Below are 13,433 nucleotides of genomic sequence, written 5' to 3'. Positions count from 1 at the left end.
ATTTGCCGACACTGGCTTTGCTTCGAATGAAGCTGGCCCCCAAAAGGGGCTACCCCCACACTAGGGGACGTTAACAGCTGATATCCAGTTTGTTTGTTTCATTTCTGTGAATTACGGGTGTCATTTGCAACTCAATGTCACCGCTGAATGACTCCGGTCCCAGCCAGTTGTAGCGCACGACTGTGCTCTGGCCGGGTGCCAGATCCACGGTGAGCGCGCTTACCTGGTAGCCGTCGTCGGTTGCGGGTAGATACGGCACCTTCTGGCCGTCCTGAGTGAGTCCCAGATTCTGCAGAGCTGGTGCGGCGTAAGCGGAAACTATGGTTTTCACGTTTCCGGGTGCCACCCCGTACTCTCCCCCACCGGTCACATATCTCGGTAGGACGGTGGCTGCGTCGGCCGGTGCCGTGTTGGTGAGTGTGACCTCCACCGAATAGTTCGGGCGCCTATCGGCGCGGCAACTCGCCTGACCAACGCTCGTGTCGACCGCAAGGTACGTGCCCATCTTGGCGCCGGTCGCATCGTTCAGGTACAGCCCGAAGCGCTGCGTAGTCGTGTCACTGACGGGCAGTGCTCCAGCGAGGGTAGTAGGCGCCAACACGGCTTGCTCTGCTTCTGCCGCGCTCCACACCAACACCCGACGCTCATTTCCGGCCTGGCCCAGTGCCGTGATCAGTTTGACCGGGTCGACATCGCCGCCGGCAACGGCCGAGAACACTGCAACCGCAGCAGAAGCAAAGAATGCATCCTGATCGGAAGGCTCCGAATACCGCTGATAGACATCGGTGAGGAGCAGACTGACCGCATTGTCTGAGTTGAGAACGTCCCCGCTGGGAAGGGTGATCGGCCCGGTTGCAGCAAGGATGTAACCCAGGGCGACCGGGTCAATCGACAGGACGCCGTCAACCTGCACCCCGAATTGCAGGCGCCACATCTCCTGGGCGAGCCGGGCGGATAGCGGAAAATTGGGCGTGAGCCCTACGTTGAGCATGTACTGGCCGGTTCTGTCGCTATACAGATTTCGTGTGTCTCCTGGCAGCTCGAGAACCGACTGCGACTTCCTGAGGAAGCTCGCACCAGGTGCCTGCTGAGTGAGCTGGAGTACGCCGTTCTCCGTGTGGATCAAGGCCACGGCACCTACAATCCCACCAGTCGACCGCAGCTCAGCGGGATTTTGAAACAGTACTGCGTAGTTTCGCGGACCACTCGCACCCAACATCGCCGGAATGATGCGCACCGCCTTATCAACCGCGTCGATAGACAACGCGGCTTCATCGACCGCGGAACCGAGCCGCCCGACGGCGCCAGACACCTCGCTGAGAGTGTCGTCTGTATCGATGGCGCTGATATGGTCCTGGGCGGTCAGGATTGCTGCCGCGGCAGCCGCGATCGCGGGCTGCGCGTCGACCAACGGTTGTACGTCAATCACACCGTCGACCGGTCGGAAGTCATCAACCGATATTCCGCCCGCCACATCGGCCAGTGGCGAGATGCCATCTCTGGCCAGGTCGTCGACGACGCCCGCTAGCTGCCGCACGACCGCAAGGTTGCGGCCCAGGGCGGGAATCCCCTCGAACGCACGCCAGACCGGGTCGCTGGTGAGAGTGGCAGCGGAGGAGGCACGCTCAGCCAGCTCCAGGCCCGTGGCCCGCGCCGCCTCACCATCGCCCGCGACCACCTGACGCTGCATGGTGCCTGCCAGGGGTATTGCCGATTCCAGTTCGCCGCGCGCGAGTGCCGCCCGCACGCCCACCCACGCAACCAGTCCCACCGCCAGCACGAGCACCACTACCACCGCGGACAACACGGCCCTCTTGCGGCCATTACGGGCACGCTGCCGGGCACGTCCGCGCGGTCGTGTTGCGGGAGTGGGTTCCATCGCCTACTCTCGCAGGCTGTGCGCGTGGTCCCGGTACCACTGCACGGTGCTGCGCAGGCCCTCTTCGAGGCCGATCTTCGCCGTCCAGCCGGCGTCGGCGAGCTTGCTCACGTCAAGGAGTTTCTGCGGCGTGCCATCGGGCTTGTCGGTGTCCCACTCGGTCTCGCCGGTGAAACCCACGACCCGGCCGATGGTCTCCGCGATCTCGCGAATGGTGACGTCGGTGCCGGTGCCCACGTTCACCTGCTCGGGTCCGTCGTAGTTCTCGAGCAGGTGTAGGCAGGCCTCGGCCATGTCGTCCACGTGCAGGAACTCCCGCCTGGGCGTGCCGGTGCCCCAGTTTGTGACACTGCCCGCACCGGATTGCGCGGCCTCGTCGTAGCGGCGAATCAATGCCGGCAGCACGTGCGATCCCTTGGGCGAGAAATTGTCGCCCGGTCCGTACAGGTTCGTCGGCATCGCCGAGATCCACGGCAGTCCGTACTGGCGGCGGATCGCTTGGATCTGCAGAATGCCGGCGATCTTCGCGATCGCGTACGCGTCGTTGGTGGGCTCGAGGTGGCCGGTCAGCAACGTATCCTCGCGGATCGGTTGCGCGGCCAGCCGCGGGTAGATGCACGACGAACCGAGGAACAGTACCCGCTCGACGCCATACTTCAACGCCGCGTCGAGCACGTTCACCTGGATGCGCAGGTTATCGCTGAGGAAGTCCACCGGGTAGGTGCTGTTGGCCAGGATGCCGCCGACCTTCGCCGCGGCGAGCACGACGTACCGCGGTGTGGTCTCGGCGAAAAACGCGAATACCGCGTCGCGGTCTTTGAGGTCCAGCTCGGCCGAGCTGCGACCGACGACGTCGGTGAAGCCTTCCGCTTCCAGGCGCCGCCAAATGGCGGAGCCGACGAGGCCGCGGTGCCCGGCGACGTAGAACCGGGCGTCCCGGTCCAGGGCCGCCGGGGTGAAGTCGACTTGGTCGCGGTCGTCAACGAGAGGGTCGGTCATGGCTACTTGGTTCCCCAGCTGGTCAGCTTGACCTCGTCGATCCAGGGACGACCCGAGTGCTCCAACGCCGCAATGTCGGCGTCGACCATGATCCGGGCCAGTTCGGCGGTGTCGACCTCGGCCTTCCAGCCCAGCTTGTCCTGCGCCTTGGAGGCGTCCCCGACCAGCGCATCAACCTCGGTCGGGCGCAGGTAACGCTCGTCGAAACGCACGTGCTCTTCCCAGTCGAGTCCGGCGTGGCTGAAGGAGGTCTCCACGAAGTCCCGCACGGTGAAGTTGCCACCGGTGGCGAGCACGAAGTCGTCGGGCTCGTCGGCCTGCAGCATCCGCCACATGCCCTCGACGTATTCGGCGGCGTAACCCCAGTCCCGGATCGAGTCCAGGTTGCCCAGGTACACGTGCTCCTGCGTGCCGGCCTTGATCGCCGCGACAGCGCGGGTGATCTTGCGCGTCACGAACGTCTCGCCACGACGAGGCGACTCGTGGTTGAACAGGATGCCGTTGACTGCGAACATGTCGTACGCCTCACGGTAGTTCTTGGTCACCCAGTAGGAGTAGACCTTCGCCGCGCCGTACGGGGAGCGCGGGTAGAACGGGGTTTCTTCGTTCTGCGGCGGCGGGGTTGCCCCGAACATCTCTGAGCTCGACGCTTGGTAGAACCGCGGGTGGATGCCGGCCATGCGCACAGCCTCGAGCAGCCGGATGGTGCCCATGCCGGTGGTGTCGCCGGTGTGCTCAGGCTCGTCGAACGACACCCGCACGTGCGACTGCGCCGCCAGGTTGTAGACCTCGTCGGGCTGAATCTCGGCCAGCAAGGTGACCAGCCGGGAGCCGTCCGAGAGGTCACCGTAGTGCAGGAACAGCTTGGCGGTCGGGTCGTGCGGGTCCACGTAGAGGTGGTCGATGCGGGAGGTATTGAAGGTCGACGCGCGACGGATCAAACCGTGCACCTCGTAGCCCTTGGCGAGCAGAAGCTCAGCCAGGTAGGAACCGTCCTGACCGGTGATTCCGGTGATGAGCGCGCGCTTAGTCAATTGATCCCCCAAGGGTGTCGGGCAACAGCGATCGGACATGACGTCCGTCGTCGATGCCGGGCTGTTTCGCTACAAGGCTGAGCATATGGATTCGGATGCGGTGACGCAAACGGGGGGTACCCGAATGTGTCATCGGCGAGTGCTGGTGCGGGTCACGAGCCTGCGTAGCCAGCTCGTGAACTTGTCGATGGCCGCAGTCTCACCGAGTACGTCGGTGCGGTACCTGAACCCGCTCTCGCCCAAGGTGCGGGCGAGGTCAGGATCAGAACCGAGAGCGAGGGCCGCGTCCAGGAGCGCCTGAGGGTCGCCGGCCAGCACAATCCTGCCGCCGCCGGCCGCTTCGATCTCGCTGGCGGTGAGCCCCTCCGGGTCGGTGGCCCCAATGACAGGGCGGGCGGCGTTGAAGTACGACGTGAGCTTGCTGGGCACTGCCATCTCGGACACACCGGGCTTCTCGTTCACGAGCAGCACGTCTGCAGCTGCAAGCGCAGCCTGGAATCCCGCGTCGTCAAGGGATCCGATGAACTGAAGCCGCGTGATGGCCGAACCCATGGCCTGGAGTTCATCACGCTGACTACCGTTCCCCATCAGCACGAAGCGCACTGGGAGGTTTTGTTCGTCGGCGAGGCGGGCCGCGTGCACAACGTTCTCAAGACCCTGCTTCACACCCATGTTGCCGGCGTGCAGCACGACAGTTTCATCATCCGGCCATCGGTGGTGAGCCCGGGTAGCGGCAACGTCCGTCGGAGCGGCCGCGTCCAGATGGGTCCAGTTGCGCACAACCTCGATGCGTGCCGGGTCGACGCCGAGGCGCCGACTCAGGTGCTCGCCGAAGCGGTCGTGGATCACTACAACACCTGACGCGGCTTTGAGGGTGGTCTTTTCAACCCAGGTGATGAGCTTCGCCACGGGCCCGTTCCCCATCCCGGTCTCAGTAATACCGAGGCTGTAGATGTCCTGCACCCACACGTTCACAACAGGCCGGTTGAAACCAAGTCGGGCACGGAGCATTGCGATGGCCGTGGAAAACAGCGCCGGGGAGACCATGACGACAACATCCGGGCGCCCCCACCGCGCGAACAGGAGCCGAAAGCCGAAGGAGAGCTCCGACACCAGCCGGTTGACGCCACCCGGATTGGCGGGCACGTAATGTCGCAAGCGGGTGACCGGCACCCCGTCGATGATGTCGGAGACCGTCCATCGACCATACCCATCGTGGATCTTCCATTCGGGGTAGTGCGGATGCGCCGTGAGGGCAGACACCTTCACGTCGCGGTGGGCGAGACCGCGCGCGAATGCGCTGGTGTACGGCGAGATGCCCGTTGTCTCTGGGGCGTAGTTCAGTCCGATGACGAGCACCTTCAGTGCATGGTTTCCGGCTTCACCGATGGATGGCTGCGCAATGTCGACACGGGTCACTGTGGTGGTGCTTCCTTGATCACGGGGTGGCGCGCCGGGGGCGACACGCACCCGGAGAGGCTGATTTTCACGAGATTCCCCCAAATGGATCGAAGTCGTTCGTCCGCGGTCCCCAATCGGGTCACACCCATCCGGGTGACAGTCGCGGTTTGAGATCTCAGCCTAGCCATGCGAACGGCCCGTCCCCAATGGAGGGACGTCGGGACGGTAAATTGCGGGTTTCCGGCACGTTAAAACCACCACCGTTGCACCCCGTGCACCCCAGACGGGGCACAGAGGCGACACAATGTGAGTGGACGTGTAATTGGGGAGGACTCCGTGGGATTCAAGGCAACAAGTCGATCGGACGACGTTCGGGTGATCAACCTGGCTGACGCGCCGGGCGAGAAAGCAGCCTGGGACAAGCCGAAAGTGCAGGTTTACCTGTGGGCGATTGTGGAACTGCTTCTGGTCACTAACGCCTGGCAGATCAGCTCTTCCCTGCGCATCCGTGCCCTCCGCATGTTCGGTGCTGAGATCGGCGAGGGTGTCATCTTTCGGCCCCGCACCCGGGTCAAGTTTCCCTGGAAATTGCACGTCGGCGACCGTTCCTGGATAGGCGAGGGTGTGTGGTTCCACAATCAGGACCACATCTTCATCGGCAGCGATGTCGTGCTGTCACAAGAGACTTTCCTGACCACCGGCAGCCATGCGCACCGACGCGACATGGCATTGATCACCCGCCCGATCAGGGTCGGCGACGGCGCCTGGGTGACATCGCGCTGCATCGTGCTCGGCGGAAGCGAAATCGGGTCGTCTGCCCTCATCCAGCCCGGCACAACCGTGGCTGGCGTCGTACCGGAAAACACAATCTGGGGCGCTACCGACAAGCCGGGGCCGCTTGGACTCCGCTTCACTTGATCCCGCCGTCCCTGACAACCACTCCCTGATGAGGCCCCCGTGCGCATAGCCCAGATCGTTACCGTCGTCACTCCGGAAGGCGCCTACGGCGGCCCGGTGCGTGTGGCCGTCAACCAGGCCAAGGCCCTGATCGCGTTGGGCCACGATGTGACGGTTTTCGCGGGCACACGGGGGTTCAGCATCCCGCCGACCGAAATCGACGAGGTGCCCGTACGGCTCTTCCCGACGGTGCAGGCAATCCCCAAAGCGGGATTCGCAGGGATGTCGTCGCCCGGTCTTCTTCGCGCCGTCCGACGGGAGGCACACCAGTTCGACATCTGGCACATCCACCTAGCCCGCGACCTCGTCACCTTGCCGGCTGCCGAGCTCGTCCGACGCGCGGGAGTGCCGTACGTGCTGCAGTGTCACGGCATGATCGACCCGAGCGACAAACTGCTCGCGCGCCCCCTCGACGCCTTCCTGACCCGTCCGGTCTTGCGCGCTGCACGCCGCATTCTCTCCCTCACCCCCCGCGAAGAACAGGACCTCACTCAAGTCGGCGGTTCACAGCTTGCGGTCAGCCGGATCCCCAACGGAGTCCCCGAGTCGAAGCCGCTTGATTCCAACCCGACCGGGCGCCGGGAGGCGTTGTTTCTGGCGCGCCTACAGAAGCGCAAGCGCCCCCTGTATTTCGTCGAAGCCGCCCTGCATATCGCCGCTCAGTCACACGACGTGGAATTCGCGTTAGTGGGACCGGATGAGGGCGAAGGCAGAGCCGTACAAGACAGCATCAAGGCATCGCCCTATGGAGATCGCATTCGTTGGAGCGGCGCCTTGCCGCCAGAGGAGACCGTGGAGCGAATGCGCTCGGCCAGCGTCTACGTTCTGCCCTCCGTCGACGAACCCTTCCCGATGTCGGTCCTCGAGGCGCTATCCGTTGGCCTGCCGGTCATCATCACCGATTCATGCGGGCTGGCGCCCTTCGTAGAGGCTGCTGAGGCCGGGATTGTCATTGATGCCAGTCAGGCGAGCCTCAACCAGGCGATGCATTCGTTGCTGACCGACACCGGTCTGGCACGACGCATGGGCGACAACGGTCGCGAACTCATCAAGCGAGATTTCTCGATCGACTCCGTCGCCAGACTATTGGCTGAGCACTACGAGGCTGCAGTAACGGCGCCTGTACATCAGGCAAAATAAGCCCCGAAGACCGGATGCCTCGCGTACCTCTTATATAGGGCCTGATACGCCGCGCCCGCAGACGCTCTGCACGCTCGACGTGTCGGGCCTCACGAGGCATCCGGCCGCGATGGCGGCCTATGCAGGAACGTGACCGAGAACGGCAGCGACCCGGTAGGCGAGCGCTCCAGGTCCTGGCACGATGGTGAGTCGCGTCACCCCTTCATTGAGCAGCGTGCGTCGCAGGCGCCACGGTTCGATGAGGCGGCCCAAGCGCAGACGCAGCTTGCCACGCCGGTCTGTGACGCTGAAGTCACGGGTGATGAGGATCGGCTGACCCGACTCCCGGAGGACGTCGTGGTACTGGTCAGCGTTGAAGACCAGCACGAAGTCGAACGCGGACAGGTCTCGGAGTGTGGTGGCGCTGCTAGTGGCCAGAGACCAGGTGCGCGGCACCGCGCACGCCAGGACGGAACTCGAGGTGCGGGTGGTCGTTGGCTTGCTCATGCGAGGTTCCAGTTCTTGGTCCAGGAGGAGATTGCGTCAGTGGGAAGCCCGATACTCACGGGGGGCTGGCCATCGAGCGCCTGCTCGATGTCGCGGAAGGCGTGCCTGGACGGCGCGGTCAGCCCGACCGATTTGCTGATCTCCCTGGCACGGTTGTCGATGCTGAGGATCAGGCTGGGCACACCGAACTGAAGCGCCCGAATGCCGCCGTGCAGCCGGAGCCCGACATAGGCCGTGTCCGGCTGCTTCAGCTCGTGGTCGAAGGCGGCAAGGCTGGCATCTATGAAGGTGGGCGTGGTTGGCGAGATCGACTCGATATAGCGGCGGTCGCCCGGGCCCTGCGGCCAGTAGAGCACTTCATACCGGGCCTCGAGCAGGTCCATCAGCCGCCGGTCGGCGAGCGGGTCCTGGTTGTAGTCGGTGAAGGTGGCGATGATCCGCTTTTGCGTTGACGGCAAAGGCTGCTCGCGGACCCTCCAGAGAGTGGGACAGGAGATGTGCGCTGAGGCCACACCCGCCGCCGCCAAGCGTTTGGCCGAGTAGGCGTCCCTGACGCCCCACGTTCGCCCGCCGGACATTGCCTTCATCCAGCGCGCACTTACGGGATCGATCGAACCGACCTGGTATTGCCACCATCCGGCGCCGAAGACCGTCAACTTGCCCTTCGCAAGTTCGATATCGGCGCGGTCCCACTCCCAGCTGGTGCGGAAACGCATGTGGTTTGACAGCAGGTTGGTTCCGCAGACCACGACCTCGTCAGCGGCACGCAATGCATCGCGCGATGCATCGGACAGCGGTCCGTGCATCGGGATGACTTCGACGTCCGTTGAACTGCTCAGCGGAGTCACGAACTCGCGGTGAACTGCGTCTGAGATGATCTGGTCGCCCAGGTTGGTCGACGTCATGCCGGGGTCTACTACTACAACGCTCATCGGCGTGATCCTCCTTGTTTACGCAAGCCGAGGGCGGTGTGCGCCTCGACCATGTGGGTTCCGACCTGGGGCCAACGTGCTTCGGTGGCGGCCCAGTCGCGGGCGCTGGCGGCCAGCTCCCGGTTTCTGGACACCGAATCCAATGTTGCTTTGCCATCGACGGTGATGTCGGTGAAATCAACCGATCGAAGCACGTTGCGGGGAACGAGTTCCCCGGCGGCATGGATGCTGTCGGAGATCAGGCTGGGCACTCCGGCTGCGGCGGCTTCGAGCAGCATGATGCTGCAGGATTCCCACCGGGAGGGGTGCACGTACGCCAGACATTCGGCGAGCAACTCGTCTTTTTCCGCGCCGGTGACACGGCCTCGAATGTGAACGCTCTCGGCCAGCCCCAACTTCAGGACCAGGGCCTCTGCCGCGGCGCGACCGCTCTGGAAGTCCGGCCCGACCAATCGCAGATTGGGACGCGGTTGAGGCAGCCGGGCCCAATACTCGAGCAGATTGTCGATCCCCTTGTGGAAGAGATCGAACCGGCCGATCCACAAGAAATAGTCACCCGTCCCGGTCCACAGGGCGTCGTCAGCCACGGGCATCGTGCCGTTGGGCACGGTGATGAAACGGGTGACCGATGGTTCAAATCGCTTGACGACCTCTTGCTCGCCAGCGTAGAAGACATGCACGGCGCTGGCCTGCCGAAGCAACCAACGCTCCATGCGCGCACGAATCCCGAGGACGTCACGCTGGTGTTCGATGATCTGCTTCTCGTACACGCCGTGCGGCATCACCACTACCTCGGCCTTGCGCAAACGGGCGATCGCGCCGGCCACAACGTTGCTGAGCACCCAACCCTCATGGAGAACGAGGAGGTCGCCGCGGCGGAGCTCCCTCAGGAGGCCGGTCGGGATCCAGGTACCGCGTCCTTTTCCCCAGTGTGCGATGGTCCGCACCACTCCGTTCAGCGCGAACTCGTTCCGGTCGCCGCCGTTGGGTGTTGCGGCCAGGATCGAGACGTCGTCTCCGGCCGCGAGGGACGCTTCCGCCCAGTGGTTGAGCGAGTCCGTCACGCCCGACGGATGCTCGAGGTACCTGGCGTAGTAGTGCAGCACACGCTGCGCACCGCCGCTCACCGCCGAACCGCCAGCTGGTTCAGGATCACTCCGCTGATGATGTCTGCGGCCGCCTCGACGGATGGCACATTCGGCGGAGGAGTCTCAATCTCGATCGCACCGGTAAGCCAGCCGTCGGCGAAGGCCGCGGTCGTCGGCGCAGTCTCGACGACGTCGATTCCGGGTCGCAGGTAATCGAATTCCGGGGCGTGCGCGCTGGCGGATGTCGTGAGGATGGGCAGGCCCATGATCAGCGCGTCCACAGCGACCAGGCCCACCCGGCCAGGGTTCAAGAGAACCCCGGCCTGAGTGGCCGCCGGAGCGTAGTCTGCGGGCGACGCCTGCCCCAGAAGCACAACCCGCCCCGTTTCCGAAGCGAGCGCTTCCATGAGCGCCGCATCCTCTCCCCAGCCGGCAACGACAAGCCACCGTCGAGGATCCGCGGCGAACACGATCTTGGCGGCCCCCGCAAGCAGGTCGATGTTTTTGTGCCGATTGAGTGCGCCCAGATAGAGATCGATGATGGCGTCGTCGGGGATCCCGTGGTGCTGCCGAAATTCTGCCTCTGCCTCCGAAGTCACCCCCGCCAATGCGGCGCGCAAGCGCACGGTGTCGGTGGCGTTGCGGAACGCCGTCACCCGGTTTTCCCTGACCCGGCCGACGTCGATGACGTGCCTGCGACCGCGGTCGGTGTAGGTGAGAACATGGTCGGCCCACCGGTTGAGTTGATTCTCAAGCACCGTCGCGAGACGGTTCTGCTCAGTGGTGTCTGACGAGCCATGACCGAGGGTCACGATGCGACGGCCCGTCGCTATGGCCACCCAGGCATTGACGTTGGAAACCTGCATCTCGGTGACCAGCAGAACGCGACGCGCACGCCAGCGCCGAGGCAGCTTGCGGTGAATGAGCTTGGGCAACCGACGATGCAGGGTCACGGTTCGGGTCGGAACCTGCGTGGCCCACTCGGTCTCGACGCCGTCGCCGCGGCCGGCCCGGATGCGCAACTGTTCGGCATCTCCGCCAAAGAAGACGCGGCACTCCACACCCTCACTCTTCAGATTGTCGACCACCCTGGCCCAGAGCGGCACCCGGTAACCAGGCACGTAGGGCTGAGTAATGGCCACCAGCGTTCTCTGCGAACGGCTCATACCGTGGCCTCGGCCAGTGAGACATTCTTGCTCGTGTCGAGTAGGCGCAAGAATTGGCGCTCGACATCAGCTAACGCGACGCGGGCTCGCTCGGCCTCGGCCTCCACCTGACCGACCGGCGGGAGGATTTCCACGCTGGGCCACTCCGAATCATCCAATCGATCAAAATCGGGGTTGGTCACCCGCAGCTCGACCCACGGCCGCAACGTGGAGGTGAGCTTGTCTGACGCCAGGTCGAGGACCGCGATCGGGGAGGCGCCGTGCTGGATGCCGAAGATGAGGGCGTGCAGGCGATTACTCAGAACAACTCCCGCATGGGCGTACGCCCCACGGGCTCGCTCGAGCTGCTCCAGGTGGGTGTGGTCCTCCCACAGCACGGTGGGTATGTTCAAGGAGTGGCCGAGGTCACGATGTTGATCGTCATCACGCTTGACCTGCGTAACGAACACGGGATTCAGCCCCTGCGATCGCAGGTGCCCGACAACCTTCCGCAAGCCCTCCACACCGACGGGCCGGTCGCCTCGCAACGAGATCACGACGTCCGTCCGGGCCCCCGCGGCATTGGATTCACCGAAGTCGTGAGCGAAAGCGAGATCGGGCGCGTTGACGAGGTCTTCTCCGAGGACTTCTGCCGAGCGGGTGTCGCGCACCACATAGAGGTGGAAGACCGACACGACTACGGCCTCGACCCGTCGGGCGAGACCGCCACGCCCGCGGAGCGAGCGGCCGACAGCCAGGACAGCTCCGCCCGACGCGCGGACGGCGGCGACGTTGATGAGGTTGACCAAGGATTTGCCGATCGCCTTGGCGCTCGGACCGAAGACCTGCGGGCCGGGAGCGAATACGATCGACGCCCGCCGGCGCAGCAAATGTGACCACAACAGTGCCTGGTAACGCACCGGACTGGACACGAAGCGTACCTTCTCGTCCGAGTCGAACGCCGCCAGGTATGCGGGCGGCATCGAGCCCGAATAGGCGATGACGTCGGCCGAGGTCTCGCGGACCCACCCAAGTGCGGCGTTCCGGATTTCGATGTCGCCCAGGTTGTCCCATTGAGCGGCGACACTGTAGAAGACGGTGCGGCTTGGTTTGGCGGACAGCCGGGTCGCGGATGCTCTCATCGGTTCGGCTCCTTTCGAAGAATGAAGGTCGTCAAGCGGGTAACCAGAACAATGCTCTGGATCAGGTAGGAGAATGCGAGCCCGGCGGCCGCCCCGATCGCGCCCCAGAGGAAGCCACCGATCCCCACCCCTGCGAGGCACACGACAGTTGTCAAAACCGCGGTACCGGCGACATAGTGTTTGAGCCCCACGCCCTGGAGGAGGGACCCGAGCAGGGACGCCGCCGCCGCAAAGACCAGGCCGACCGCAGTGATCTGCAGCGCCGGTATCGCGCCCGCGTAGGCCTCACCGAGGACCACCGGAACGACGAACGGAACGGCAAGTCCCAGAACCAGGTAGAAGGCGGCCATACCCCCGACGACATAGGCGACGAGCCTCAGAAGGCCACGCATGTTGCTTGAATTTCGCGTGGCGGAGGCTGGCAGCAGCACCGAGGCGAGGGACGTGGGAAGGATTCGAAGCGGACTCGTCAGCCGGGCCGCCGCGGCGTAAAAGCCGGCCTGCGCGGTGCCTGCGACAAAGCCGATGATGGTCGCGTCAAGGTTGCGCGCCTGGGTGGCGACCGAGTTGATCCAATAGGGATAGGACATCCTCATGAGAACAGTGGGTGAGATGCGTTCTGCCGGTGCGAGTCTGGTTCTGACGTACAGATGGGCGAACACCCATGACGCACAGGCCGCCACAGCCGATGACACTCCGAAAGCAAGGACCGGGTCGATGCCGGTCGAGAAGATGAGCACGCTGAACAATGCCAGGTTGCCGATCCGCCGGCTCACCAGGTTCGTCGTGTTGATCCGGGCGTCGCCATCGGCAAAGATCACTCCGAGCCAGGCATCGGCGTTCCTTTCGGCCGCGGCCCACACCCCGAGCGGCAGGAGCAAGAAGAACTGCGGGTCGACAACGAACCCCAGGAGTCCGATGACCACGACCAACATCATGCCCATGGCGAGCGAAAGCCCATTGTTCAAGTGCAGCGCGGCCGTCACGAGGGCTGGATTCGCCTTCTTGGCGCGTTCGCGCACGACGAGTGTCGGCAGGCCGAAGTCGAAGAAGGTCTGTACGACGGTCAGCACTCCATAAACCGCGGCAAAGAAGCCGAATTCTGCCGGGGAAACCGCTCGAACGAGAACCAGCATGATCAATGCCTGAATAAGCGCGGCGAGAATGCGGCCGCCAGACACCCATGCGAACTGACCACCCACACGGTAACGACGCGTAGTGCTCACGTGG

At 64.3% G+C, this 13,433-nt stretch carries 12 protein-coding genes; 2 read left to right on the top strand and 10 right to left on the bottom strand.

Annotation, left to right across the window (positions count from 1 at the left end):
• Positions 1–70: 70 nt before the first annotated feature.
• From CTB96_RS08365 to CTB96_RS08350, 4 genes are all read right to left on the bottom strand, one after another.
• Entirely contained in the window at positions 71–1,879 is a 1,809-nt protein-coding gene (locus CTB96_RS08365) for a DUF4012 domain-containing protein (RefSeq protein ID WP_146215773.1), read from the bottom strand.
• Between the two features lie 3 nt (positions 1,880–1,882).
• A complete protein-coding gene (locus CTB96_RS08360) occupies positions 1,883–2,878 on the bottom strand; it encodes a GDP-L-fucose synthase family protein (RefSeq protein ID WP_110126472.1) in 996 nt (331 codons plus the stop codon).
• Positions 2,879–2,880: 2 nt separating this feature from the next.
• Positions 2,881–3,912, bottom strand: coding sequence for a GDP-mannose 4,6-dehydratase (gmd, locus tag CTB96_RS08355; RefSeq protein WP_110126471.1), 1,032 nt, complete (start codon positions 3,910–3,912; stop codon positions 2,881–2,883).
• Between the two features lie 129 nt (positions 3,913–4,041).
• Complete coding sequence (locus CTB96_RS08350; protein WP_248283285.1) at positions 4,042–5,382, bottom strand: glycosyltransferase family 4 protein; 1,341 nt, start codon at positions 5,380–5,382, stop codon at positions 4,042–4,044.
• A 267-nt stretch (positions 5,383–5,649) separates the two neighbouring features.
• Here CTB96_RS08350 and CTB96_RS08345 point away from each other — a divergent pair, with 267 nt between their 5' ends.
• A complete protein-coding gene (locus CTB96_RS08345; RefSeq protein ID WP_248283284.1) occupies positions 5,650–6,231 on the top strand; it encodes an LbetaH domain-containing protein in 582 nt (193 codons plus the stop codon).
• Between the two features lie 39 nt (positions 6,232–6,270).
• Entirely contained in the window at positions 6,271–7,410 is a 1,140-nt protein-coding gene (locus tag CTB96_RS08340; protein ID WP_110126470.1) for a glycosyltransferase, read from the top strand.
• A 117-nt stretch (positions 7,411–7,527) separates the two neighbouring features.
• Here CTB96_RS08340 and CTB96_RS08335 read toward each other — a convergent pair whose 3' ends face one another.
• The 6 genes from CTB96_RS08335 to CTB96_RS08310 all read right to left on the bottom strand — a co-directional run bounded on the left by CTB96_RS08335 (position 7,528) and on the right by CTB96_RS08310 (position 13,429).
• Entirely contained in the window at positions 7,528–7,896 is a 369-nt protein-coding gene (locus tag CTB96_RS08335) for a hypothetical protein (protein ID WP_110126469.1), read from the bottom strand.
• A complete protein-coding gene (locus CTB96_RS08330) occupies positions 7,893–8,801 on the bottom strand; it encodes a polysaccharide pyruvyl transferase family protein (protein ID WP_181397197.1) in 909 nt (302 codons plus the stop codon). Before CTB96_RS08330 ends, CTB96_RS08335 begins: the two co-directional genes overlap by 4 nt.
• A gap of 23 nt (positions 8,802–8,824) precedes the next feature.
• Positions 8,825–9,892, bottom strand: a complete 1,068-nt coding sequence (locus CTB96_RS08325; protein WP_146215772.1) for a glycosyltransferase family 4 protein — start codon at positions 9,890–9,892, stop codon at positions 8,825–8,827.
• Positions 9,893–9,951: 59 nt separating this feature from the next.
• Complete coding sequence (locus tag CTB96_RS08320; protein WP_181397196.1) at positions 9,952–11,004, bottom strand: glycosyltransferase family 4 protein; 1,053 nt, start codon at positions 11,002–11,004, stop codon at positions 9,952–9,954.
• Between the two features lie 74 nt (positions 11,005–11,078).
• Positions 11,079–12,203, bottom strand: a complete 1,125-nt coding sequence (locus CTB96_RS08315) for a polysaccharide pyruvyl transferase family protein (protein WP_110126465.1) — start codon at positions 12,201–12,203, stop codon at positions 11,079–11,081.
• Positions 12,200–13,429, bottom strand: a complete 1,230-nt coding sequence (locus CTB96_RS08310; RefSeq protein ID WP_181397195.1) for an oligosaccharide flippase family protein — start codon at positions 13,427–13,429, stop codon at positions 12,200–12,202. The genes CTB96_RS08315 and CTB96_RS08310 overlap by 4 nt, the downstream gene beginning before the upstream one ends.
• Between the last annotated feature and the right edge of the window lie 4 nt (positions 13,430–13,433).

It is taken from the genome of Cryobacterium arcticum, assembly GCF_003185895.1.
Classification (GTDB): Bacteria; Actinomycetota; Actinomycetes; order Actinomycetales; family Microbacteriaceae; genus Cryobacterium; species Cryobacterium arcticum.
Note: the sequence above shows the minus strand (reverse complement) of the source record. Positions and strands in the feature narration are given on the sequence as shown.

Excerpts from the sequence above, each read along its gene's own strand:
- CTB96_RS08365 (WP_146215773.1), bottom strand. The coding sequence starts at position 1,879 with ATGGAACCCACTCCCGCAACACGACCGCGCGGACGTGCCCGGCAGCGT.
- CTB96_RS08360 (WP_110126472.1), bottom strand. The coding sequence starts at position 2,878 with ATGACCGACCCTCTCGTTGACGACCGCGACCAAGTCGACTTCACCCCG.
- CTB96_RS08335 (WP_110126469.1), bottom strand. The coding sequence starts at position 7,896 with ATGAGCAAGCCAACGACCACCCGCACCTCGAGTTCCGTCCTGGCGTGC.
- CTB96_RS08330 (WP_181397197.1), bottom strand. The coding sequence starts at position 8,801 with ATGACGTCGACCAACCTGGGCGACCAGATCATCTCAGACGCAGTTCAC.
- CTB96_RS08315 (WP_110126465.1), bottom strand. The coding sequence starts at position 12,203 with ATGAGAGCATCCGCGACCCGGCTGTCCGCCAAACCAAGCCGCACCGTC.